At 43.7% G+C, this 22,732-nt stretch carries 21 protein-coding genes and 1 pseudogene; 14 read left to right on the forward strand and 8 right to left on the reverse strand.

Annotated elements, in window-relative coordinates; all coding sequences use genetic code 11:
• The first annotated feature begins 25 nt into the window (after nt 1–25).
• The 5 genes from OQ5_RS0105520 to OQ5_RS0105540 all read left to right on the forward strand — a co-directional run bounded on the left by OQ5_RS0105520 (nt 26) and on the right by OQ5_RS0105540 (nt 3,729).
• A complete protein-coding gene (locus OQ5_RS0105520) occupies nt 26–772 on the forward strand; it encodes a uroporphyrinogen-III synthase (protein ID WP_016776525.1) in 747 nt (248 codons plus the stop codon).
• Between the two features lie 159 nt (nt 773–931).
• Nucleotides 932–1,348, forward strand: coding sequence for a ribonuclease P protein component (locus tag OQ5_RS0105525; protein ID WP_016776526.1), 417 nt, complete (start codon nt 932–934; stop codon nt 1,346–1,348).
• Nucleotides 1,323–1,574: a membrane protein insertion efficiency factor YidD gene (gene yidD, locus OQ5_RS0105530; protein ID WP_016776527.1), complete on the forward strand. Its 252-nt coding sequence runs from the start codon at nt 1,323–1,325 to the stop codon at nt 1,572–1,574. Before OQ5_RS0105525 ends, yidD begins: the two co-directional genes overlap by 26 nt.
• Before the next feature lie 34 nt (nt 1,575–1,608).
• Entirely contained in the window at nt 1,609–2,886 is a 1,278-nt protein-coding gene (locus OQ5_RS0105535) for a glycosyltransferase family 4 protein (protein ID WP_016776528.1), read from the forward strand.
• 96 nt (nt 2,887–2,982) lie between these two features.
• On the forward strand, nt 2,983–3,729 hold the full coding sequence (locus OQ5_RS0105540) for a glycosyltransferase family 2 protein (RefSeq protein ID WP_016776529.1): 747 nt from the start codon (nt 2,983–2,985) through the stop codon (nt 3,727–3,729).
• Between the two features lie 12 nt (nt 3,730–3,741).
• On the opposite strand, the gene OQ5_RS0105545 is transcribed toward OQ5_RS0105540, so the two are convergent.
• From OQ5_RS0105545 to OQ5_RS0105565, 4 genes are all read right to left on the reverse strand, one after another.
• Nucleotides 3,742–4,449, reverse strand: a complete 708-nt coding sequence (locus tag OQ5_RS0105545) for a hypothetical protein (protein ID WP_016776530.1) — start codon at nt 4,447–4,449, stop codon at nt 3,742–3,744.
• A 180-nt stretch (nt 4,450–4,629) separates the two neighbouring features.
• Entirely contained in the window at nt 4,630–5,385 is a 756-nt protein-coding gene (locus OQ5_RS0105555; RefSeq protein ID WP_016776532.1) for a succinate dehydrogenase/fumarate reductase iron-sulfur subunit, read from the reverse strand.
• Nucleotides 5,386–5,557: 172 nt separating this feature from the next.
• Complete coding sequence (locus OQ5_RS0105560; RefSeq protein ID WP_016776533.1) at nt 5,558–7,498, reverse strand: fumarate reductase/succinate dehydrogenase flavoprotein subunit; 1,941 nt, start codon at nt 7,496–7,498, stop codon at nt 5,558–5,560.
• Between the two features lie 183 nt (nt 7,499–7,681).
• The gene (locus tag OQ5_RS0105565) at nt 7,682–8,386 is read right to left on the reverse strand and encodes a succinate dehydrogenase cytochrome b subunit (RefSeq protein ID WP_026055135.1); all 705 of its coding nucleotides are present in this window, start codon (nt 8,384–8,386) and stop codon (nt 7,682–7,684) included.
• Nucleotides 8,387–8,802: 416 nt separating this feature from the next.
• Between OQ5_RS0105565 and frr the strand changes: the two are divergent.
• Nucleotides 8,803–9,322: pseudogene (gene frr / locus OQ5_RS20370) on the forward strand (ribosome recycling factor).
• Nucleotides 9,323–9,430: 108 nt separating this feature from the next.
• Here frr and OQ5_RS0105575 read toward each other — a convergent pair.
• Nucleotides 9,431–10,420, reverse strand: a complete 990-nt coding sequence (locus OQ5_RS0105575) for a hypothetical protein (RefSeq protein WP_016776535.1) — start codon at nt 10,418–10,420, stop codon at nt 9,431–9,433.
• Between the two features lie 460 nt (nt 10,421–10,880).
• Nucleotides 10,881–11,909: a uroporphyrinogen decarboxylase family protein gene (locus OQ5_RS0105585; protein WP_016776537.1), complete on the reverse strand. Its 1,029-nt coding sequence runs from the start codon at nt 11,907–11,909 to the stop codon at nt 10,881–10,883.
• A 149-nt stretch (nt 11,910–12,058) separates the two neighbouring features.
• Between OQ5_RS0105585 and OQ5_RS0105590 the strand changes: the two genes are divergently transcribed.
• From OQ5_RS0105590 to nagA, 3 genes are all read left to right on the forward strand, one after another.
• Nucleotides 12,059–12,733, forward strand: coding sequence for a corrinoid protein (locus tag OQ5_RS0105590; RefSeq protein WP_016776538.1), 675 nt, complete (start codon nt 12,059–12,061; stop codon nt 12,731–12,733).
• 202 nt (nt 12,734–12,935) lie between these two features.
• Entirely contained in the window at nt 12,936–13,682 is a 747-nt protein-coding gene (locus OQ5_RS21915; protein WP_016776539.1) for a vitamin B12 dependent-methionine synthase activation domain-containing protein, read from the forward strand.
• Nucleotides 13,683–13,829: 147 nt separating this feature from the next.
• The gene (gene nagA / locus OQ5_RS0105600; protein WP_016776540.1) at nt 13,830–14,972 is read left to right on the forward strand and encodes an N-acetylglucosamine-6-phosphate deacetylase; all 1,143 of its coding nucleotides are present in this window, start codon (nt 13,830–13,832) and stop codon (nt 14,970–14,972) included.
• A gap of 61 nt (nt 14,973–15,033) precedes the next feature.
• On the opposite strand, the gene OQ5_RS20380 is transcribed toward nagA, so the two are convergent.
• Nucleotides 15,034–15,615: a deoxynucleoside kinase gene (locus OQ5_RS20380; RefSeq protein WP_016776541.1), complete on the reverse strand. Its 582-nt coding sequence runs from the start codon at nt 15,613–15,615 to the stop codon at nt 15,034–15,036.
• Between the two features lie 521 nt (nt 15,616–16,136).
• Complete coding sequence (locus OQ5_RS0105610) at nt 16,137–17,660, reverse strand: GH3 auxin-responsive promoter family protein (protein ID WP_016776542.1); 1,524 nt, start codon at nt 17,658–17,660, stop codon at nt 16,137–16,139.
• Between the two features lie 345 nt (nt 17,661–18,005).
• On the opposite strand from OQ5_RS0105610, the gene OQ5_RS0105620 reads away from it, so the two are divergent.
• From OQ5_RS0105620 to OQ5_RS0105640, 5 genes are all read left to right on the forward strand, one after another.
• The gene (locus OQ5_RS0105620; protein WP_016776544.1) at nt 18,006–18,533 is read left to right on the forward strand and encodes a CvpA family protein; all 528 of its coding nucleotides are present in this window, start codon (nt 18,006–18,008) and stop codon (nt 18,531–18,533) included.
• Between the two features lie 253 nt (nt 18,534–18,786).
• Entirely contained in the window at nt 18,787–20,079 is a 1,293-nt protein-coding gene (gene tyrS, locus OQ5_RS0105625; RefSeq protein ID WP_016776545.1) for a tyrosine--tRNA ligase, read from the forward strand.
• 6 nt (nt 20,080–20,085) lie between these two features.
• Nucleotides 20,086–21,006, forward strand: coding sequence for a CPBP family intramembrane glutamic endopeptidase (locus OQ5_RS0105630; RefSeq protein WP_016776546.1), 921 nt, complete (start codon nt 20,086–20,088; stop codon nt 21,004–21,006).
• Nucleotides 21,007–21,029: 23 nt separating this feature from the next.
• Nucleotides 21,030–21,791 carry a class I SAM-dependent methyltransferase gene (locus OQ5_RS0105635; RefSeq protein ID WP_016776547.1) on the forward strand — a complete coding sequence of 254 codons (762 nt, stop codon included), beginning with the start codon at nt 21,030–21,032 and terminating at the stop codon, nt 21,789–21,791.
• A 440-nt stretch (nt 21,792–22,231) separates the two neighbouring features.
• Nucleotides 22,232–22,717 (forward strand): hypothetical protein, encoded by a 486-nt coding sequence (locus OQ5_RS0105640; protein ID WP_176694058.1) that lies wholly within the window; start codon nt 22,232–22,234, stop codon nt 22,715–22,717.
• Nucleotides 22,718–22,732: the final 15 nt, after the last annotated feature.

Here is a 22,732-nt window from a genome sequence, read left to right on the forward strand (position 1 = left end):
TTTGTTGAACTAAAACTTAAGCAAATTGAAGATCAAAAAAATTCTGGTTTCGCAGCCTAAACCGTCAACGCCAAAATCCCCATATTTCGACCTGTCTGAGAAGAACAATGTGAAGATTGATTTCAGGCCGTTCATTCAGGTGGAAGGGGTATCTTCCAAAGAGTTCAGGCAACAGAAGATCAATATTCTCGACCACACCGCGGTGATTTTTACAAGCCGTACGGCCATCGACCATTTTTTTAGAATATGTGAAGAAACCCGCGTGACGGTTCCCGACGACATGAAATACTTTTGTATTTCGGAAGCCACTGCTTTCTATCTGCAAAAGTATATTGTCTACAGAAAGCGAAAAATCTTCCACTCTACCGGGAAATTTCCCGATTTGGTGGAAGTGATAAAAAAACACAAACAGGAAAAATTTCTGGTGCCGCTTTCTGACATTCATAAACCTGAAATTCCCAACCTTTTGACAAAGGCCAAAGTCAAATTCACCAAAGCCATTCTATACAGGACGGTGAGCAGCGACTTAAGCGATCTGAAAGACATTGATTATGATGTTTTGGTCTTTTTCAGTCCGTCCGGAATAAAATCGTTATTGCAGAATTTCCCTGATTTCAAACAAAACGATACGCTTATTGCTTCTTTTGGCCCTGCAACCGCCAAGGCCGTTAAAGAAGCCGGATTACGGCTCGACATCCAGGCACCTATGCCTCAGGCACCATCCATGACGGCAGCTTTGGAGATGTACATCAGGAAGCATAACAAAAAGTAGTGCATTATAAGTCCCTCATGGGCTCATTTGGAACAAAGCCGGAGCACAAAGAATTGTAATGATTTTTAGTCAGTTGCTCCTTTCCGGCTATTTACTATCGGCTTTTTACTGCACTATTTTGCAAGGTAGTATCCCTGCTCAAAATAACTAATTTCAGGTATGCATCGATCAGGTTTCACTTTCGGGAAGAACGAAAAGCTGTGCAGTCGTAAAATCATCGACCGGCTCTTCCTAAAAGGTGAAGCCTTTCTGGTGTATCCGTTGCGTATTCAGTTTTTGTTTACAGAAGTTCCCGGGGATGTTCCGGTTCAGGCAATGTTTCAGGTTTCGAAAAAAAGGTTTAAACAGGCTGTAAAACGAAACCTTCTGAAACGCCGTATGCGGGAATCCTATCGCATAAACAAACCATCCTTCATCCGTGTTTTTCAGGAAAGAAATCTTCAAATTGCAGTTGCCTTTTTGTACATTGCTGAAAAAGAGCTGGACTATCATACCATTGAAAAAGGAATGAAGAAAGCGCTGTTGCAATTGATTGAAAGAACTGAAGAATATGGAAATACTTCGCAAAATATATAAAGGTTTCAGTAAACTTCTGGTATTCATTCTGATCATGCCGGTCAAATTTTACCAATGGGTAATCTCTCCGATGATTGGCCCGTCATGCCGGTATACTCCCACATGTTCGGTTTACTCCATGCAGGCCTTGAAAAAGCATGGCCCATTCAAAGGGTTGTGGCTGGCAACCAAACGAATTTTGTCGTGCAATCCCTGGGGCGGTAGCGGTTATGATCCGGTGCCATAAAAATTTCTATCTTTACGCTTAAACAATCGAGCCCGTGAAAGTTCTGCACATCAACAAAAGCGACCAGACAGGTGGTGCTGCTTTGGCAGCCGTAAGATTGCTTGACGCGCTCAGGGCAAGCGGCACAGATGCTAAGATGCTTGTCTTGCAGGCAGAAGGGGAACATCCCGGCATCACGCCTCTTATTAAGTCCCGCGCAGGACAAGTTTTCCAACAATTAAAATTCGCAGCAGAAGTATTCTCCTTCATCAGGTATGAGAAAAACCGGGAAAAAAGATTTGCCTTCTCGTCCGGCCGTTTCGGATATGATGTCAGCCGTCATCCGCTGATCAAAGAAGCCGATATTCTTCACCTTCACTGGATTAACCAGGGATTCTTATCACTTCACGGATTAAAAAAACTTATACAAACCGGCAAACCGGTTGTCTGGACCTTACACGACACATGGCCTTTTACCGGAGGATGTCATTATCCTGGCAGCTGTGGAGGATTCACATCTGCCTGCGGAAACTGTCCCTTGCTCAAAACGCCGGCAGAAAACGATTTATCGGCACACCAGCATGCGCGAAAAGAAAAAATGTATGCCAATGCTGCCATCACATTTGTTGGTTGTAGCAATTGGATGAAAGAGATGGCCGATAAAAGTTCGTTGGTTCGCAAGGACCTTAAACATTCGGTTCGTCAGGTTTTTAATCCTGTTGATGTCAATATTTTCAGTCCGGCAAATAAAGAAGAAGTCCGAAAACAGCTGGGACTGCCGTTAAATAAAAAGCTTGTTCTCTTTGGAGCAGCAAATGTTTTTGACCCGAGAAAAGGAGCCAACTTGCTGCTTCGCTCCCTGAAAAATCTGAATGCGACACGACCACATCTGCGAAAAGAGATAGAGCTGGTTGCATTCGGCAAGAACGTTGAAGCATTTCAGTGGCAATCTCCTTTTCTGATCCATACCTTCGACGTTGTAACCGGTCAGGCAAATATGGCCCGTCTTTATCAGGCTGCCGACGTTTTCGTGCTGCCTTCTATGCAGGATAACCTGCCCAATACCGTGGTAGAATCTCTGGCGTGCGGAACACCGGTTGTTGCTTTCAATATCGGTGGAGTCCCGGAAATGGTAAAACATCAGCAAAATGGCTTTCTGGCAGCTCCCGACAAGTGGAAAAACCTCGGTGAAGGCATTCTGTATATTCTGGACAATCATGATGAGTTAACCTCTAATGCCAGAGAATTTGCAGTGAATAATTTTTCGCCTGAGATAGTGGCCTCAAGATACACAGAAATTTATCACTCGGTACTTAACCTGGTCTATTCATAAACTTTCTGTTGCATGGATGAGTCTGCTCCTGCAATTTCTTGATTCAAAAATCACTAACCGGAAGAAATATCGAGAACAATCTTAATATCCAATTTTATGCAACAACCCCGCGTAAGTATCATCACCGTTGTATACAACAGTGTCACCACCATTGAAGACACCATCAAATCTGTCCTGGCACTTACCTACTCAAATGTGGAATACATTGTGGTTGACGGTGGCAGTACTGATGGTACCATTGACATAATAAAAAAATACGAACAAAAAATATCGCTTTGGACGAGCGGTCCGGACGCCGGTCTGTATGATGCCATGAATAAAGGAATGGAAATGAGCTCAGGAGATTATTTCTGGTTCATAAATTCTGGTGACGAACCCGCCTCTCCCGATGTGCTGAACAAAGTTTTTTCAGGTAGTTCAACCGCAGACGTTTATTATGGCGAAACCATGCTCATTGATGAAGCGGGGAATGAGATAGGATTACGACGCCTTTCGCCTCCGGAAATTTTATGCTGGCGCGATTTCAGGCGAGGAATGCTTGTCAGTCATCAATCGTTTATTGCATCCAGAAAAGTGGCCGGGAAATACGATTTAAGCTATCGTTTCTCCGCCGACTATGAGTGGTGCCTGCATGCACTTAAGCATGCTTCTGAAATCAGGAATACCCGTCTTATTTTGTCAAAATTCAGGGAAGGAGGGATGACCAGGCAAAATATTATTCCGGGATTGAAAGAACGATTCATAATAATGGTCAAAAATTTTGGTTTGTGGTCTACCATTATGGCACATTTTGTAATTGTCCCAAAATTTTTCTGGTACTGGATTCGAAACCGCAGGTTTTAGGCTTTTTCTCTGCTACGAAACTTTCCCGTTCTCTTTTTCCGACGGACGGTAAATATAAACCACCCCGTACTCAGAAGCTTTCTTTCGCTTTTTTTCGGGTTCCAGACCGGCGAACCGGGCTTCTACTTCGTTCCAGATATTTACAATCAGTTTGTCAGCTGTTTCCCTTTCCTCAGCAACTTTTTCCTGCATTTTCTGCGAAGTTTTGACCAGATCCTTGTGGAAATCATAATTTTCCAGAAATTTTTCGAAATGCACCTTAACCATCGCGATGGTTGGATTAAAAACACGAGACCCACCTCTCACCATTCTCTCTTCCTCGCCTTTAATAATTTTTCGGCCCCATTCGATAAGTTGTTGCTCGGTGTTTATTTCGGGAATGGTTCTGTCGTCCTCTGAAAGGCCGTAAAAAGTTCTGGTCTCCGGCTTAAACTCTCCCCTGGTAATAGACATATTGACGACCTGAAGAAAATGAGAAAGATACATTCTTGCCACCCTGAAGTGTTCGGCCAGCGACTTGCCGAATTTTGCCTGACGGTCTTTGCTGAACTGGTACTGTTGGATCACTTGTTCATATTGAGGGACAAAAGCTTTCACATCAAAAAGCAATTTCTGGGAAAAAGCGAGGTCCATAGGTGCCAGCTGCGCACCTTTTTCCTGTGCGGTTTTCAGAGCCCTGAGCCGGGCCTGGTCGGTGTTGGGGAGTCGTCTGTATGGCATGGTCTTATCATTTCATGGGGCATGAAGTTAAAAAAAAGTTTAACCATTTACAATGCAAAGAGATAATCCTGTTTCAGACGACAGCAAAAGCCCCCGGAAAATTCGGCTCATATTGCAACAAGCTGTGACGGGTAACAACATTATCTGTCACAGCTTGTTTCACCTTTTAAAAACCCGGAGTTAGTCCTGTATCCCGGCTTTCAGAAATTCACGATTAAGTCGCGCAATATTGGCAAGAGAAATACCTTTAGGGCATTCCACTTCACAGGCACCTGTATTGGTACAGTTTCCAAATCCCAGTTCGTCCATTTTTGCCACCATGTTTTTGGCACGCCGTGCAGCTTCTACACGTCCCTGTGGCAGCAGGGCCAACTGACTTACTTTGGCCGATACAAACAGCATGGCCGAACCGTTCTTACATGCAGCCACGCAAGCCCCGCACCCGATACATGAGGCGGCATCCATGGCCTCATCAGCATCTTCTTTCGGAATGGGAATGGCATTGGCATCGGGAACGCCTCCTGTGCTGACTGAGATGTAACCGCCGGCAGCAATAATTTTGTCGAACGCAGTACGATCGACAATCAAATCCTTGATAATTGGAAAGCCTGCCGAACGCCAGGGTTCCACAGTGATGGTCTCTCCATCCTTAAATTTACGCATGTGCAACTGGCAGGTCGTTACATCATCGTCGGGCCCGTGAGGCCGGCCATTGATATAAAGCGAGCACATACCACAAATACCTTCCCTGCAGTCGTGGTCAAAGGCAACCGGCTCCTTTCCTTCATTAATCAATTGTTCGTTGAGGATGTCAAGCATCTCAAGAAAAGAACTATCGGTAGATATGTTATTGAGCTCGTAAGTTTCGAACCGGCCTTTTGCTTTTGGACCGGCCTGACGCCAAACTTTGAGTTTGATATTTATTGTTGTTTCCATGATGAATTCTTAATTTAATTTCAATACTCTGTCAGATTTTTGCAAACAACTTGAAATCAATTGCTTACTAACAAATGCGTATTTTTACTAAAGTTCAGATTTTCAGCATTACAGGATTCATTTTACATCTAATATCCAAAAATCTAAAGGCCTGTTGAGATATACATCCCTGTTATTTGTAATTACGCTGTACCAGTTTCACAACTTCAAAAGTCAGGTCTTCCCTGTGCAGTTCGGGCTCCTGGTCTTCGCCCTTGTATTGCCAGCAGGCGGTATATGTGAACTTATCGTCCTGACGAAGCGCTTCACCGTCTTCGGTTTGATATTCTTCACGGAAATGTCCGCCGCACGACTCTTCGCGGTGTAGCGCATCACGGGCCATGAGCTCTCCTATCTCAATAAAATCGGCCAGCCGGCCTGCCTTCTCCAACTCTGCATTCATATCTTCGGCAGACCCCGGGATACGCACATTGGTCCAGAACTCTTTTTTAATGGCTTGTATCTTTTCGATGGCCTGCTGCAGTCCTTCTTTGTTACGGGCCATGCCGACAAAGTCCCACATAACCAGTCCCAATTCTTTGTGAATACTATCGACCGAACGTTTACCATTAATGCTCATAATCTTATCCAAACGGTCTTTGGCAGATTTTTCAGCATCTTCAAATTCCCTCTCTTCGGTGGTCATACGTGGTGTGGAAATATCATCGGCCAGATAGTTCTGAATGGTATAGGGCAGAACAAAATAACCATCGGCCAGCCCCTGCATAAGCGCCGATGCTCCAAGGCGGTTGGCTCCGTGATCAGAGAAATTGGCTTCCCCGGCACAGAACAAACCCGGAACGGTGGTCTGCAATTCATAATCTACCCAGATGCCGCCCATGGTATAATGAATAGCCGGATAAATCATCATCGGAGTTTCATACGGATTGTCGTCCACAATCTTTTCGTACATCTGGAAAAGATTCCCATAGCGGGCTTCTATGGCATCGCGGCCCAAACGGTCGATAGCCGACTGGAAGTCGAGATATACCGCCAGCCCTGTCGGACCTACCCCATAACCTGCATCGCAGCGCTCTTTGGCGGCACGTGAAGCTACATCACGCGGCACGAGGTTACCGAATGCAGGGTAACGGCGTTCCAAATAATAGTCGCGGTCTTCTTCCGCAATTTCGGTTGGTTTCAGCTTGCCGGCACGAATGGCTTCGGCATCCTCCTTTTTCTTTGGTACCCAAATACGACCATCGTTACGCAATGATTCCGACATCAGCGTAAGCTTACTTTGAAATTTACCATGAACAGGGATACATGTCGGGTGAATCTGCGCGAAACAGGGATTGGCAAACATGGCGCCTTTTTTGTAAGCTTTCCAGGCTGCCGAGCCGTTAGACCCCATGGCATTGGTTGAAAGGAAGAATGTGTTTCCGTAGCCGCCGGTGGCAAGAACAACCGCATGTCCGAAGTGTCGCTCGAGTTTACCGGTCACCAGGTTGCGTGAAATAATGCCGCGAGCCTTCCCGTCAACGATCACGATCTCCACCATTTCATTCCGTGTATAAAGCTTCACACTGCCGGCATGCACCTGACGCATAAGTGCCTGATAAGCTCCCAGCAGAAGTTGCTGACCTGTTTGTCCTTTCGCATAGAAAGTCCGACTCACCTGAGCTCCGCCAAAAGAACGGTTGTCGAGTAAGCCTCCATACTCACGGGCGAAAGGAACACCTTGTGCCACACACTGGTCAATGATATTGTTGCTAACCTGTGCCAGGCGATAAACATTGGCTTCGCGGGCCCGATAGTCACCTCCTTTTACAGTATCATAAAACAGGCGGTAGACCGAATCTCCGTCGTTGGGATAGTTTTTCGCGGCGTTAATACCACCTTGTGCGGCAATGGAGTGCGCACGCCGGGGTGAATCCTGGATGGTGAACACTTTGACATTAAACCCCATCTCACCAAATGATGCAGCTGCTGAGGCTCCGGCCAGACCGGTTCCTACAACAATAATATCGAGTTTCCTTTTGTTGGCCGGATTGACCAGTTTTTGGTTGGCTTTATAGTTGTCCCACTTCCGGGCGAGAGGCCCATCGGGAATTTTTGCATCTAATTTTACCATGATCTTTCAGTATTTTTAATTCGTCGCTGTCCATTAAGTACTATCTGCTGCGTTAAGTTTGTCCGAAAATTACTTGCCCCGGCATGCCGGGAATCTGTATTTTCGGATTTCACAAGCCTTGCAACCGATATCTTCTGAACAGACACACATCTTGAAAAATTTTTACGAGTTTATAGACAAGCACTAATTAGGCTGATAAAACAAGTATTGAAGAACCGCAATAGAAGAAAAGCCGATTCCTATGATCCAGGCAAAAATATTACCCAGCACGGACAGTCTTTTTCTCCATTTCAGGTTGCTGAAGCCGATGGTTTGAAAGGCCGACCAGAAACCGTGTGAAAGATGGATGGCAAGCCCGACAGCCCCAATGACATAAACTACCACAATCCAAAGATAACCGAAAGTGGCATTGACCAGAGCATAAGCATTTTCGACTTCTGTCGGAACACCGGCTATGTCCACTGTGGTGTGTTCAAGCAAGGGATCGCCGGTGAGCTTCATCTTCACCCAGAAATTGGCAATGTGAAGCACCAGGAAAGCAGCAACTGTAATGCCCAGAACGAGCATGTTCTGAGACGCCCAGGTCACACCAGTGGTCTTTTTCCCTGATGCATAACGGGCCGGCCCGCGAGCTTTACGATTCTCAAGGGTAAGCTTCACCCCGTAGATAATGTGGACAAGGAACCCAATTGCCAGCAATGGTTCAATAACACGAATTGCCGGATTGGTTGCCATGAAATGTGCACCTGCATTAAACAGGTCGCCACCATCGGGCACCAGAAGAAGTGAGTTCACAGTAAGGTGAACTATAAGGAACAAAATCAGAAAAAGTCCTGATATGCTCATCAACAACTTTTTCCCAATTGAAGAACCTAATGTACTACTCATAAATTCATTAATTTTATTAGTATCTTGTTTGACTAAATTTCCCGTCCGGGAGTTTTGAGCTGCAAAGGTAGATGCTACGATTCTTATTCGCTAAGAAAATTAAAGAAATTGTTCTTTATTTATAACTAATCTAATTTGCACCTTCAAAAATGCACTTTTTCGAAGCAAATTTTCACAGTTTTGCTTCCCATTTTAACAATTTTCGCCTTTCATGTTTGTGCTATTACAAAAGTAGGATAAATTGTTGTGTTTTGTTTAAAACGGATGCCTGTTTTACAGCATAAAACGAGAGACTATTTCGAAATGTCCCAAAGTTTTATATTTTTGTTCACAAATAATCGGAAATCAGACATTAACCAATACATTTTGCCATGGAAGATGATGTTCAAATACTGCTCGAAAGCACAGAAGAAAACATGCAAAAGGCCATCGATCATCTTGACCGGGAGCTGGGTAAAATACGTGCCGGCAAAGCCAATCCACGTATGCTTGACGGTGTAATGGTTGAATACTACGGAACCATGACCCCTCTTCAGCAGGTGGCCAGCATTAACACGCCCGACCCGCGCACCATTGCTATTCAGCCATGGGAGAAAGGAATGATCCAGCCAATCGAAAAGGCCATTATGAATGCCAATCTTGGACTCAATCCCGACAATAACGGCGATATTGTTCGGATTAACGTCCCCCCTTTAACTGAAGAACGCAGACAGGATCTGGTTAAACAGGTGAAGAAAGAAGGAGAAGAAGCACGCATCAGCATCCGCAATGCACGACGCGAGACCAATGATGAACTTAAAAAACTAAAAAAGGAACGGCCTCCCCGAAGACATGGAGAAAGATGCTGAAGACAAAGTTCAGAAACTGACCGACAAGTTCACAAAAAAGGTCGAAGAAATGCTTGAGAAAAAGGAAAAAGATATTATGACCGTTTAACCTGCTTAATTGGATTGGGATAAAAAACCGGATATCGGTTGCAAAAAAATACTTGCTTCCTGATATCCGGTTTTTTTTCCGGTCTTGCTATTTCAGCTATTGCCGGGATCAGACTTTCTCGGCGAGCTTTTTCTTAACGTATTCTTCAGTCTTCTCGATGCGTTTTTTACGCTCTACCTGCATGAGTGTAATCTCATTTTTGTTTTGCTCTTTCATAGCTGTCAAAGTACGTACCATCAGGTTAATGGTTCCGAGTGCCTGGTTGATCCTTGAAAGCATTTTCTTTGTTTTGGATTCAACGAGCCAGTCCTGCATCATGTCGTCGATCAATCCTTCCACAAACCCGTCTGCAATTTTATTAAGTATAAGTATATCGCGGTTCGAGAAAAAAGGCACGGCAAGTATAGAAAAACATGACATCAGGCTTTCAGCAGCCGGCATAACTTCAAAAGCTCTGTCAATACTGCCGGGCTGAATTTTATCATATCGTACCTTGCGGGAGAAAAACATTTCCCAGGAACCCCAGTTCTCTTCCTGCTTCAGATTTTTAACGGCGCCATAAAGCCGTTGTTGTAACTCTTCTCCAAGCTTGAGTAACATATCAAGAACAGACGAACGGGCTTTCACTTCCCCGGCTTTCTCAACAAAATGCAGTAAGGTAGATACTTCCTGGTAATAATACTTGTCCATAGTGGAATCCTTGATATTACGGGCAAGAATGCGTAAACTGCGTGTTTCTCTCTTAGATTTAACCTCGGGGTTTATTCGTTTCATCTCATCGGAAAATACCCTGATGCTTTCGGGAAAAGACTTCAACAGCAAATACATCTGAATAAAACTACGCCTTTTCTTATCTTCCTCATTGTCCTGATTCTCAAAAACCACATAGAACAATGACTTTAATCCCGGAATTTGGTCAAGGTCGGTGGAAGATAAATGCGGAAACGAAAACTTAGAAAAGGCCGTGTTCGTTTTTTTCTGTTTTCTGATTTGTTCTTTTCGGAATTTTTCCAGCGTTTCATAATAATTCTGGAGTGTTTCCTGTCTCAAAATTTCTCTTTGAGCTTCTGTAATCTGATCTGCAATCCCCTGAAACATGATTTTTTAGATTTAAAAAGTTTAAAGCTAATACTCCGGTGAGGGTTATCAGTTATCGGGGGCGGGCTAATCAATACGAATTACAATTTAACTGTTTATTGATAACGATCATCTTTTTGTTAGGTCAGATTAATGAAATTGTTAGTTTACCTAACATAATAGTTAGCTGTAATTCTTTTCGGCCTTAAATATAAACAAATAAGCAATTAATCAACTATTTATTTTGATTTTTATTGTTTTTTGGAATAATGGAGGACATTTTGTGGCCTGAAAAAAGAGGGAATGCTCCAGTAATATCCAAGTGAATTCCTCGATGGTATTTTCGGTAATTTTATTATGCATCGTTAGGTTTTGCATATCCCTACGAGTTTAAACCGGGCTTCAACGAACGTTTTCCTTTGTTCACTTTCGCCACCAGATTTGTTGGTTAACGAACACAATAAGGTGATTACTCCCCGGTTCAGATCCTGGCGGCATCAATAAACGCTTTAATATTCTCCGTTGTAACACCCGGGGGCATTCCACCTCCGACAGAAAGCATGAGCCTCGATTTATCGGGTGTTTCGTCAAGAAGTTTTTTTACTTCGCGTTTCACATCATCCGGCGTTCCCGAACCCAATACGTCTCGAGGAGGTATATTCCCAAGAATGGTCATCCTGCCTGCGGAAGCCTCTATAAGGTCTTTTGCTGACATTTGTGTTCCCGGATTAAATAGGTTAATCCCCAGGTCGGGATAATGCTTCACGGACATGGAACAATCGGCATCATTATGGAAAAACTTAACACTAACCTGAGCATCATCATAAAGCTCCTTAAAATAGGGGAAACCGAATTCCATAAACTCATCCTCTCCTACAAATCCGACAATATCGTCGAGCATCAGGATACCATCGATGGTTGGTATGGCCTCGCGCTGCAACTTGTGCCAGGTCTTCAGAAAGTCGGTAACAATACGCATCAGTTTATGTACGGCATCAGGCTCCATCATCATCGTTGTCATCAGTTCGGTGGTACCCATCAGGAAGGAAGCGATATTCAGCGGGCCCCGCGAAACAGAAAAACGAATTCTATGCCCTGCTTTTTCAATATCGGGCCGGCACATCAGCAACCTGTTAAGCATGAAAGGCAGTAATCCGTCTGTTTCAGGATTTGGAACCTTCAGCTCATCAATGTCAGCAGACGAACGGATGGTTTTTTCGGCAAACGGAAATTCATCTTTCCAGAAAATGCACCTGGCGCCAAAAGCAGATGGTTCAGTACACATCCCGTATTCACTCCAGAAGCCGGGAAGGAACATCACCTCAGGGAATGTTTCTATAGCTTTAAGATTGGCTTTAAGCCATAGTTCATCACTGGTAAAATAATCGAGAATGTTAATGCCATACCAGTTTGGCAACCAGGGCGAATCGATAATAAACCCTATCGGCATTCTGTTCTGTTGTTCTCCTTTTACGACAGAAATCAGTTCTGTCCATTGTTTGTCGGTCATAGTAAATGGAAGGTTTGCAGTTTACGGTTCTAAATTTACATAGTATAAAGCATCTTTACAAATATATTTTTGTATATTGATGCCGGATAACAGGTGAATATCAAACATTTTTGTGCCAAAATATAAACGTTCACAACCCGAAAACAACTATGGAAAAAGAGGAATTACTACAAAAAATTCTGCATTGTGTTGAGAATGGAAAAGTAAACAACGCCGCTCCTTATCCTCCGAATATGAAAGGCAAGGATGGTGCCGATGAATGGACAAAGAAGGCATTGGAAGAAGGCATAGGCCCCGATGAGATACTGAGTGAAGCTCTCATTAAAGCCATGGATGTTGTGGGCAAAAAATTCTCAGAAAAGAAAATTTTTGTCCCTCAGATGTTGATTTCGGCTAAAGCCATGAATGCTGCCATGGAACATCTCAAACCCTACTTCCAGTCTGGCGCTGTCAAAAAGAAAGGCTTGTTTATTATAGGAACGGTAGCAGGTGATCTGCACGACATAGGCAAAAATCTTGTAGGCATGATTGTCGAAGGTGCCGGGTGGGAAGTTCTGGATTTAGGCGTTGATGTCAATTCCCGGAAATTTCTCGATGCCATAGGTTCTCATAAGGATGCCGTTGTCGGCCTTTCGGCATTGCTTACAACCACCATGGCCAACATGAAAACCATAGCACAGGATATCAAGCAACAATACCCGGAAGTCCCTCTGATTATTGGCGGGGCGCCGGTTAATGAAAATTTCAAAACCGAAATCGGCGCAGACGGGTATGCTCCGGATCCCCAGGGGGCTGTTTCCTATCTCAATTCATTGATTGCCTGACCCGACTCCCCCGCCGGATTTTAACATAAAAATACGGGTGCTCTTGAAAGAGGCGTTTCCGTCATGGTATTTGCAAAAAGAGACTTTTCAGGAGCAGACTTAATCATTACATTTATGTGTCTGTTCAGTAAAGTGTCATTTACAAGGCTTGCAAAAACAGAAAGCCCCGTTTTTAGTTCGAAACCTGAACTTCTGTAAAATCATGAGCGGCAGATATAACATACGCGAAACAGCAGACAGGACTCAAAACGGAAGGTCTGTCAGAATACATCCTGACAATTCACTTATTACCATTGACCCCGGGCGGGTATCCGGCATGTTAGAAGTTCCGTCGGGGCAAATAGAGCCATATCTTGAAGAGCTGATCGTGACACTGATCGACGAATGCCTTTCTGTTGTCTGCCCTTCTGCATGCTTCAGCTGCTTTCAAAGGCCTGAAATCGATGTTTCGGCAGGAACCATGAAGCTTCAGGGTTACACTTTTTACCTCAACAAGATGGTTGCCTCATGCCTTCAGAAAAGTGAAGAAATATATTGTTTTATCGGAACGTGCGGGAAAGAAATGGAAAATCTTTCGCGGAAACATCTGCAACAGGGAAACCTTCTCGAAGGCTATATTATAGACATTATAGGCTCCGAAATGGCCGAATCGGTCGCCGGCATTGCTCACGACACCATAGAAAAGTATGCCAACCGCAGCGGAATGAAAATCTCTAACCGCTACAGTCCGGGCTATTGCAGATGGCCTGTTTCCGACCAGCAAAAACTATTTGCTCTGATGTCGGGAAACACCTGTGGTGTAAAACTGACAGATTCATCATTGATGCTCCCCATCAAATCTGTCAGCGGCATTGTCGGTGCCGGGAAAGAAATGAAAAGAATGGAATACCAATGCTCGAAATGCGATGCTAAGTATTGTCTATTCAGGGATAAATACAGGAACCATTAAGGAAACGCTTTGTCCTACAGGGCAATTAACAGGAGAAAATTTGAAAGTCATAAGGTTCGCTGTTGTAACCCGGTCAAAATAGCCGGCAAAATTCTGCATAATTAATTCCAATTTTCTAAATTTATAGAATTAAAGAGAAGAACCAATATGTTACCATCTTTCATTCTTAAAAACGGTCGGATTTTTGACGGAAGGTCTTTTCTCTCACCGGGATTTTCTATCGTTGTAAAACCGCCACACATTCTTGGCATAACCACGCATCCTCCTTCACATTTACCATCCATCGATCTGGAGGGGAAGGTGGTTGCTCCAGGATATATCGATCTCCAGGTTAACGGTGGCGGAGGGAAGTATGCCTCGTTGGACCCATCGGAAAAGTCATTTCGCCAAATACTGAACACTCATCTGGCACACGGAACCACGTCATTACTCCTGACCATCATAAGTTCCGCTACCGATACGAGGAAAAATGCCATCGAGACCATACGCAAAATAATGGCAAAGGAGCAATCATTGCTCATGGGCGGACACCTCGAAGGCCCCTTCCTGAACCCTTCTAAAAAAGGGGCCCATCATGAACCATGGCTACAACCGGCTACCCCATCATTGTTAAAAGAAATAACCGGCGAAGGACACGAAGTTATTAAAGCCATCACTGTGTCTCCCGAGTTGTTCACCTCAGGAAATCTGGATGTTCTGATGGAAACCGGGTGGATTTTGTCTGCCGGTCACTCTAATGCATCCTACGAAACAGCAATGTCGTTCTTTGATCATGGAGGACGAATGGCAACCCATTTGTATAACACAATGTCGCCCATATCAGGAAGAGAACCGGGGATTATTACCGCTATCTTCGAACATCCAAGTGCACGGGCAGGTGTTATTGCTGACGGCCACCATGTGCATCCGGCCGCCATTCGCCTGGCTCACCGCGTCATGGGTGACCGCTTGTTCCTGATATCCGATGCCACTTTTCTGGGACAAAAAGACGGCGAGGTTTATTTCGGCCCGACCACTTTCAGGATGAAAAACGGCATTTGCTACAATCAGGAAGGCAAGCTGGCCGGGTCCTCCATTTCAATGGCACAAGCCGTACAGTATTGTATCAAAGAGGTCGGATTGCCCCAAGCAGAAGCTTTACGCATGGCCTCCTTCACCCCGGCTGCCGTTATGGGGCAAACGCACCGCATAGGACGGATAGGCAAAGGTGTCCTTGCCAATATGGTTGTTTTAAACGACGACTGGATGCCTGAAACGGTTTACTATGAAGGAGAAGAAGTTGAAGCTTAATACGGATGACCCGCATTATAATGCCGGTTAAAACAAACCGTGTATCTTGCTGTCCACTTTATCAATCACAGCACTCAGATTTACTTTTTTCTTTAATGAAATCGTTCTTGTCAACATCAACAATGAGCAAATTGGACGCTTTGTAACTACGTATCCACCCCTCGTAGCGTTCATTTAGGCGTCGCAGGTAATCCAGGCGTATAGACGATTCGTAAGGACGTCCCCGCATCTCGATTTGCCGCACAAGGGTGGGAACAGAAGCCCGCAGATAGATCAGGAGGTCGGGAGGCGCTATCAAACTGCTCATAAGATCAAAAAGTCCGCTATAATTTTCATAATCGCGCGGACTCATAAGCCCCATATCGTACAAATTAGCCGCAAAAATAACCGAATCTTCATAAATGGTACGATCCTGGATGACACTTTTATTGCCTTCTCTGATTTTAATGATCTGAGAGAAACGGCTTTTCAGAAAATAGACCTGAAGATTGAACGACCATCGCTTCATATCGTTGTAAAAATCGGCCAGGTAAGGATTTTCTTCCACATCTTCGTAATGAACCTCCCAACCGTAATGATTGGCCAGTAATCCGGCCAGAGTAGTTTTCCCCGATCCGATGTTCCCGGCAATAGCAATATGCATAACAATACCTTTTTACAATAGTCCTTAACTCTTTTGTAGAAAACTCATATTCAACTCCTTACGATTCAGCGAGTGTTTGTCAGATTATCAGTATTATAGAATTCATAATACTCCGTCAAACTTTTGCAAAACGTTGCAAACCAATTGTTTGCACCTAAAGAGGTTTATTTGTTAAAATACAGTATATCAAGGTTGTACGAAACGAGCATAGCAAGGTTTCCCACAACAAGAATATGTATAAATGCTTGCATGCGAGTTCCATCAGACCAATAACTTATACATAATTTATACTGATGAATTATCTTATGCCTAACTTAAATTACAAAACACTCTATATCAATTATTTGTTTTGCGGAGTTGGATTTTTGCTTATCAGGCCAATTTTCGGTACTAACGGTAAAATTCTTATCTGCAGAATTTAACACTTCTGCCTTCTGCCTGGCAAACTTCTGCCTGTCGATTACTTATATCTAAAAATCTAACGATCTATTGATTCAGCTTTAATCTTCTTTCCTAAAAATCTAATGATCTATTCTATGATTCAGCTTTAAAAGATCATCAAGATAATCGCGATTGTTCGATAGCCGGGGTACCTTATTTTGTCCTCCCAGTTTATTTCTCGACTTCATCCAGTCAAAAAACAGGCCTTCGCGCGCCACAACAACATCGGGCGGATCAAGGGTAATACTTTTGTAACGCTTGGCTTCATAATCGCTGTTAACATCCTGCAAAGCTTTGTCGAGCACTTCCCTGAACTTATCAACAGAATCGGGATACTTCTCAAATTCAATAACCCATTGATGAGCCCCCTTGCTACCTGTGCTCATATATAACGGTCCTGCAGTGTATTCACTGACAACTGCGCCCGTGGCTTTACAGGCAGCATCCAGCGCCTTTGTGGCATTATCAATAATAACTTCTTCGCCAAAAGCATTGATGAAATGCCTGGTTCGTCCCGAAATGATAAATTTAAAAGGGTAGCGATGGGTAAACCGTACCGTATCACCTATCATATACCGCCACAATCCGCCATTTGTTGTTATGATGATTGCATAATCCTTGTTGAGTTCCACTTCATCCAGAACCAGTGTTTTGGGATTTTCTTTTCCCAACTCTCCCATCGGCATAAATTCATAGAAAATACCATAATCAAGCATCAACAACATCGAAGAAGAAGTCGGATCATCCTGTATCCCGAAAAATCCTTCCGAGGCATTATACGTTTCCATATAATGCATCTCTTCGGAAGGAATTAATTCTTTATACTGCTCGCGGTAAGGAGTAAAATTAATCCCCCCGTGGATAAAGAGTTCCAGATTCGGCCATATCTCCAATAAATTTTTTTTGCCCGTGGTCTTCAGAATATGCTTGATCAAAACCAAAAACCAGGAAGGAACACCTGCGAGAGAAGTTACATTTTCTTCAATTGTAACCTTCGTGATCTTCTTCAACTTTTCTTCCCACTCCTCCATCAGGGCAACATCGGGCCCCGGCGTTTTGAAAAACTGGGTCCAGAATGGCAGGTTTTCAATCAGTATTGCTGAAAGGTCCCCGTAATAAGAATCGTTGCTGAAATTGTTGATCTGATGGCTGCCGCCCAGTGTGAGTGTTTTGCCTGAAAAAACCTGATTTTCCGGATAATTGTCGTTATATATTGCAAGAACATCTCTTCCGCCACGAAAATGGCATGCTTCCAAAGCAACTTTAGTCACAGGAATAAATTTACTTTTAGATGACGTCGTCCCCGAGGATTTGGCAAACCAGCGGGTGACGCCCGGCCAAAGCACATCTTTTTCTCCGTTTCGCAAGCGTTCTACATAAGGTTCGAACCCCTCATAACCCTGAACGGGCACTCTCTCCTGGTATTGATGAATCTTACGGATAGAAGAATAATCGTATTGCCTGCCCCATTCCGTTTCCCGGGCTTCTTCAATCAGGGAGAAGAAGACCGATTCCTGTACCTCCATAGGTGCTTTCCGGAACAGATCGATCTGCGACAAACGACGGGCATTAAAAAGCCCGACAATACTGGATATAATTGGCATTTCTTTATCTTTTCAAAAATTCACTACTCTAATGTTTACGAGTCCCCGGCTGTTTATTTTCTGTTGTCGTGATATTATTCCATGTATTCAGCCTCAATATTCTTCAAAAACCGGCAACCGTTTTATGAGCCGGCCAAACAATGTTATTTTTGCAAAAAGCTGAAAAACAGCCCTCTTTGAGCCGGGAAATGACGATATAAAACTCCCTGCAACAAAAAGGGTGGAAAAAATGAGCTTCTTAAAGGTGTACTCATCTATTGTTTTGACCGTAAATATAAATAATTTTGTTCCAACCAATAATTTATCCTGCTTTATTCATAAATCGTCAGATTTTTAGATAAAACTATGAGCTATTTCGACATCATTGCCGGTATTCTTCTGATCCTTACTGCCCTGAAAGGTTTAAAAAACGGATTTATCAAAGAACTGGCAGGCCTTGCAGCATTAATTCTGGGAATAATTTTAGCAGTTCAGTTTTCTGACGTTACGGCACGTTTCCTTTCCGGGATATTTCATTCGCAATACATGGGAATTATTGCCTTTCTGGTTACCTTCGTTATTGTTGTGTTGATTGTTCATCTTATTGCCTCGTTACTGCGAACTCTGATTCATGCAATAGCACTTGGACCTTTCGACAGGATCATTGGCCTCGTTTTCGGAATGTTAAAAACAGCTTTCATCATCAGCATTCTTCTTTTGGGACTTAACGCTTTCGGCCTGGAGGACAAAATTATTACTCCGAAAGAACAGCAACGCTCAAAACTGTATCCCCCGGTAAAGAAGGCTGCTCCACTTATCTTTGACCTCTTTGAAAGGGACCTTGAAGAATTGTTGAATCCGTCAGAAAACGGACAAAGTCCGGTAACCATTTAATTCCTCAAGGCATGTTCGTTAATTATTCTTATTTTTGCGCCTCTTGAATGAAACAATGTTAACTATTGCGTGTCTATAAACTCGCAAAATTTTTAACAATATGTGTACAGCAGATCATTAATTTTTTTAATGCTCGATGTCGATCAACTAATAAGACATTGCATGCAAAACCTGAAGTGTTGCATTTTAACAACTAAAACGCTTTGATCACGAACATTTGATTTGCATTCTAAAGATTAACGGATATTGAACCATGAATTTTGTAGAAGAACTCAAGTGGCGGGGAATGATCCACGACATCATGCCCGGTACCGAAGAACAACTGGAGAAAGAGATGACCACGGCCTATGTGGGTATAGATCCCACTGCAGACTCGCTGCACATCGGCCATCTTGTTGGTGTTATGATGCTTCGGCATTTTCAGGCTGCCGGTCACAAACCAATTGTTTTGCTGGGCGGTGCTACGGGAATGATCGGCGATCCTTCTATGAAATCGCAGGAAAGAAACCTTCTTGATGAAGAAACGCTGCGTCATAACCAGAAATGTCTGAAGGAGCAACTCTCCAGGTTTTTGGATTTCGAGACGGGCAAAGAGAACCGGGCCCTGATGGTAAACAATTACGACTGGATGAAAGATTTCACTTTTCTGGAATTTATTCGCGATGTAGGTAAGCACATCACCGTTAATTACATGATGGCTAAGGACTCCGTGAAAAAACGCCTGGGTAGCGAATCGCGCGAAGGATTGTCATTTACTGAATTTACCTATCAGCTGGTGCAAGGCTACGATTTCCTCCATCTGTATCAGGCGCATGGTTGTAAATTGCAGATGGGCGGCTCCGACCAATGGGGAAATATCACCACCGGAACAGAACTCATTCGCAGAAAAACAGGCGGTGAAGCTTTTGCACTGACCTGTCCGCTTATTACCAAAGCCGACGGCGGAAAATTCGGAAAAACCGAATCGGGCAACGTCTGGCTCGATCCCGAACGTACAAGCCCATACGCTTTTTACCAGTTCTGGCTCAATACTTCGGATGCCGATGCCGAAAAATACATCAAAATATTTACACTGATACCGCGCGACGAAATTGAAGCGCTTATTAAAGAACACAACGAAGCGCCCCACCAGCGAAAACTTCAGAAACGGCTCGCCGAAACTGTTACCCGCCTTGTGCATGGCGATGAAGCCCTGCAGATGGCCATTGATGCTTCACAGATACTTTTCGGAAAAAATGTTACCGACATCTTAAGAAAGCTGGACGAAAGGACACTCTTGTCTGTTTTCGAGGGAGTTCCCACATTCAACATCAACAGAAAGGAACTTGATGCAGGCATCGGAATTATTGACCTGGTGGCCGAAAAAACCGAAGTGCTCCCATCGAAAGGTGAAGCACGACGAACCATTAAAGGCGGCGGACTCGGCCTCAACAAAGAAAAAGTGACAACCGAAGAATTGATCGTTAAAACAACCGACTTGCTGAACGACAAATATCTTTTGATACAGAAAGGCAAGAAAAATTACTTCCTGATAATTGCAGAATAGAATACTATGCGGGCAATCTGGAACCATCTCGAAGGATTTGGCAAGCTATTAATGACCATAATGCTGGTTTTTACCAGTTTTATCGGTTTCACATTCCTTGCACTTCTGGCTGCATTGCCTTTTACGGACGGACTTTTTCTCGCGGGCACAGAAGGTATGCCTTTGTCTGTTAATATGCTGCGGTACTTCCAGATTGTGCAAAGTTTTTCAGTGTTTATCATTCCTTCGCTACTGGCCGGCCTTTTCTTCTGGGGCCATCTGACACGGGGAATTGGTTTTCGCCGGCCTGCAACCGGCCTGCTGCTGATGAGTCTGGCCATAATTGTTTCGTCCCAACCGCTGGTGAGCTACCTGGGAATTTTGAACAACAACATGCAATTGCCGGAGTTTTTAAGGGGCCTGGAGCTATGGATGAAACAATCGGAAGATAGCGCAACTGACATCATCTACAGTTTTCTGGATACCGACCAGCCGGGGCTCCTGCTGATTAACTTTATAATGATTGCCATATTACCGGCGCTCGGCGAAGAGATGCTTTTCAGAGGTGTTTTGCAGCCCGTATTCAGGGAATGGCTAAAGAACAAACACGTTGCAGTATGGCTAACTGCTTTTCTGTTCAGCGCCATTCATCTTCAGTTCTTTACTTTCCTGCCACGATTTTTCCTCGGACTGGCTTTGGGATATCTCATGCTCCTTGGGAAAAATCTTTGGTACCCTGTTGCAGGGCATTTTGCGAACAATTTCATGTCGCTGATAATTTTTTATTATTACAGGTGTACCAACCCCGATATCAACCCGCTCCAACCCGGAACAGAAGATTTAACAACCGACTGGAACTTTGTACTGCCATCCATAGCGCTCCTGGGTTTTCTTTTATGGAAGTTTCACAAAATACGCAACGCTCCGGAACAAACCAAAAACTATTGACTAAAAACTATTGACTAAATTTTATGCCCTGGAAATACCAAATTGACCACCCCCTTGATTCGCCTGAAAGAACGCTTGCCCACCGAAAGATTCTAAAAAGCAAGAAGTTCCTACAAAATCTTTACCGGCAGTGGTATTCGCATTTCCTCAAAGAGATCCCGTCTTTGCCTCCCGGAAAATTACTGGAACTGGGCAGCGGCGGCGGCTTCCTTAAAGAACTGGAACCCCGGGTCATAGCTTCCGATATACAGAAACTGCCAACCAACGACATGACCTTTTCGGCCGTGGAAATGCCTTTTGAAGATCAAAGCCTTGCAGCCATTTTCATGATTGATACTCTTCATCACATTCCGGATGCTGCAAAGTTTTTTACTGAAGCTGAAAGAACTTTAATCCCGGGCGGTATCATAAAGATGATTGAACCCGCCAACACTTTATGGGGTAGATTCATATACAAAAACTTTCATCACGAAGCGTTTGATCCCACGGGCGACTGGACACTGCCCGAGAAAGGGCCACTCTCTTCGGCCAACGGGGCTCTTCCATGGATTATTTTTTGCCGCGACAGAGAAAAATTTAACGCTTCATACCCTGGCCTGGAAGTACGAGGGATCACCTATACCAATCCATTCCTATATCTTGTGAGCGGTGGCTTCACCTGCAAACAAATGCTCCCCGATTTTTTATACCGTGCTGTAGAACTGATCGACCGGATGCTTCCTGTTCTTTCACCCTCAATGTCAATGTTTCAAATAATCACTGTAGGGAAAAAGATGGTCTGCTAAAACAAGTGCCAAACGTAGTGACTTAATGACGCAAGGTTATATTATGAAAAAGACGATCTGTTTCACCCGCCCTGCAAGTAATTTATCGCCTGGTAACAGGAGAAAATTTACCGGAATATAAAATAAGTGCCGGGAATTAATAAAAAAACAAAAAATGCACCAACCCGCTTAACAGAAGAATAAGATAAAAATATTAACTTGCATACGAGTTTTCCATTAAACCAATAACCTGAACTAAATTCTATTCTCATGAAACGGGCACGGCAAAGGTTGCCACAATAAGAACATGTATAAGTTCTTGCATACGAGTTCCATTCAACCTTAAAAATCAAATTTTATACGAATGAAACGAGCATGACAAGGTTTGTCACTAAAGAACATGTATAACCTTCAATCATGCGAGTTCCATCAGACCACTAACTTAGACAAATTTTATACTGATGAAAAAATCATTACTCTTTTTATTCCTGTTAATGGGAGGCATGACACTCTCTTTCAGCCAAACGGCTACCGATTCTATCACAATGAAAAAGGTTTTCGGAGGGTATCAGTTTTATCAGGACAACAACCGATTAAGCATGAATAAGCTTGTAAACGCGATGAGGCCTAACGAACAAGCCTTTAAAGAAATAAAATCTGCACAAAGCACTTATGCACTGGCAACAGTAATCGGGGCCGCCGGCGGATTCATGATTGGTTATCCTATTGGGACCGCCATTGCAGGAGGTGATGCAAACTGGACATTGGCAGGTATTGGTGCCGGGTTAGCAGTAGTATCGATTCTCATCACACAAAAATTTAACAAACAGGCAAAACAGGCCATTGATACCTATAATAAAGGGTTGCAATCAAGTTCATTTTGGAACAGGCATCAGTTAAATTTAACGATGTCGGAAAACGGTATTGGCCTGACGTTAAAATTTTGAATTGCTAAAAATTGA

The organism is Anaerophaga thermohalophila str. Valhall, assembly GCF_000250735.1.
Lineage (GTDB): Bacteria > Bacteroidota > Bacteroidia > Bacteroidales > Marinilabiliaceae > Anaerophaga > Anaerophaga thermohalophila_A.

Coding starts and splice junctions, on each gene's coding strand:
- OQ5_RS0105525 (WP_016776526.1), top strand. CDS start 932: ATGCATCGATCAGGTTTCACTTTCGGGAAGAACGAAAAGCTGTGCAGT.
- yidD (WP_016776527.1), top strand. CDS start 1,323: ATGGAAATACTTCGCAAAATATATAAAGGTTTCAGTAAACTTCTGGTA.
- OQ5_RS0105540 (WP_016776529.1), top strand. CDS start 2,983: ATGCAACAACCCCGCGTAAGTATCATCACCGTTGTATACAACAGTGTC.
- OQ5_RS0105545 (WP_016776530.1), bottom strand. CDS start 4,449: ATGCCATACAGACGACTCCCCAACACCGACCAGGCCCGGCTCAGGGCT.
- OQ5_RS0105555 (WP_016776532.1), bottom strand. CDS start 5,385: ATGGAAACAACAATAAATATCAAACTCAAAGTTTGGCGTCAGGCCGGT.
- OQ5_RS0105560 (WP_016776533.1), bottom strand. CDS start 7,498: ATGGTAAAATTAGATGCAAAAATTCCCGATGGGCCTCTCGCCCGGAAG.
- OQ5_RS0105565 (WP_026055135.1), bottom strand. CDS start 8,386: ATGAGTAGTACATTAGGTTCTTCAATTGGGAAAAAGTTGTTGATGAGC.
- OQ5_RS0105575 (WP_016776535.1), bottom strand. CDS start 10,420: ATGTTTCAGGGGATTGCAGATCAGATTACAGAAGCTCAAAGAGAAATT.
- OQ5_RS0105585 (WP_016776537.1), bottom strand. CDS start 11,909: ATGACCGACAAACAATGGACAGAACTGATTTCTGTCGTAAAAGGAGAA.
- OQ5_RS0105590 (WP_016776538.1), top strand. CDS start 12,059: ATGGAAAAAGAGGAATTACTACAAAAAATTCTGCATTGTGTTGAGAAT.
- OQ5_RS21915 (WP_016776539.1), top strand. CDS start 12,936: ATGAGCGGCAGATATAACATACGCGAAACAGCAGACAGGACTCAAAAC.
- nagA (WP_016776540.1), top strand. CDS start 13,830: ATGTTACCATCTTTCATTCTTAAAAACGGTCGGATTTTTGACGGAAGG.
- OQ5_RS20380 (WP_016776541.1), bottom strand. CDS start 15,615: ATGCATATTGCTATTGCCGGGAACATCGGATCGGGGAAAACTACTCTG.
- OQ5_RS0105610 (WP_016776542.1), bottom strand. CDS start 17,660: ATGCCAATTATATCCAGTATTGTCGGGCTTTTTAATGCCCGTCGTTTG.
- OQ5_RS0105620 (WP_016776544.1), top strand. CDS start 18,006: ATGAGCTATTTCGACATCATTGCCGGTATTCTTCTGATCCTTACTGCC.
- tyrS (WP_016776545.1), top strand. CDS start 18,787: ATGAATTTTGTAGAAGAACTCAAGTGGCGGGGAATGATCCACGACATC.
- OQ5_RS0105630 (WP_016776546.1), top strand. CDS start 20,086: ATGCGGGCAATCTGGAACCATCTCGAAGGATTTGGCAAGCTATTAATG.
- OQ5_RS0105635 (WP_016776547.1), top strand. CDS start 21,030: ATGCCCTGGAAATACCAAATTGACCACCCCCTTGATTCGCCTGAAAGA.
- OQ5_RS0105640 (WP_176694058.1), top strand. CDS start 22,232: ATGAAAAAATCATTACTCTTTTTATTCCTGTTAATGGGAGGCATGACA.